Annotated in this window: 1 protein-coding gene; it reads left to right on the top strand. The window is 64.6% G+C overall.

Annotation, left to right across the window (positions count from 1 at the left end; genetic code table 11):
- Positions 1–684: M20/M25/M40 family metallo-hydrolase (locus CXQ90_RS21700; protein ID WP_146068960.1), on the top strand; the 684-nt coding region annotated here is incomplete at both ends.

Here is a 684-nt window from a genome sequence, read left to right as displayed (position 1 = left end):
GGCACATCGGTGCGGGAAGCACTGGAGAGCATTGGCACCATCGGGGATTTCTCGCTGGACCTGGCCGCGTACCTGGAGATCCACATTGAGCAGGGGCGCTCGCTGGAAGATGCCGGCTTGACCATCGGCCTCGTCGAATCCACCTGGGGTGCCAACAAGTACGAGTTCACGGTCCACGGCGAACAGGCCCATACGGGTGCCACCGTAATTGCCGACAGGCATGATGCCCTGCTGGGGGCCAGCGCCCTGGTGGTGGCGGCCCGGGAGATCGCTGACGGGTTCAGCACCCAGGAACACGCCGTCATAACGTCCTGCGGTGAATTCACCGTCTATCCAAACTCTCCCGTGGTGGTCGCCAGCCGGGTTCAGCTGCTGGTGGATGTGCGCAGCACCGACGCCGATGTGCTGGCCGCAGCCGACGCCGAACTCCACCGGCGCATCGCCGCCATTGAAGAGTCCGCCTCCGTACGCATCGAACAGGGAGCCCAGCATGTGTGGGCCGCCAAGGCCTACGACGAGGCCGGCATGGCGCTCGCTGCCGACTGCGCCCGGTCCCTGGGCCTGCCGTACGGAACAGTCCGCACACTGGCCGGGCACGACTCCACCAACCTGAAGGACCTGGTGCCCACCATCATGCTTTTCGTGCCCAGCGTTGAAGGGATTTCCCACAATGAAAAGGAACTG

Source organism: Arthrobacter sp. ZGTC131, assembly GCF_002929275.1.
Lineage (GTDB): Bacteria > Actinomycetota > Actinomycetes > Actinomycetales > Micrococcaceae > Arthrobacter.
Note: the sequence above shows the minus strand (reverse complement) of the source record. Positions and strands in the feature narration are given on the sequence as shown.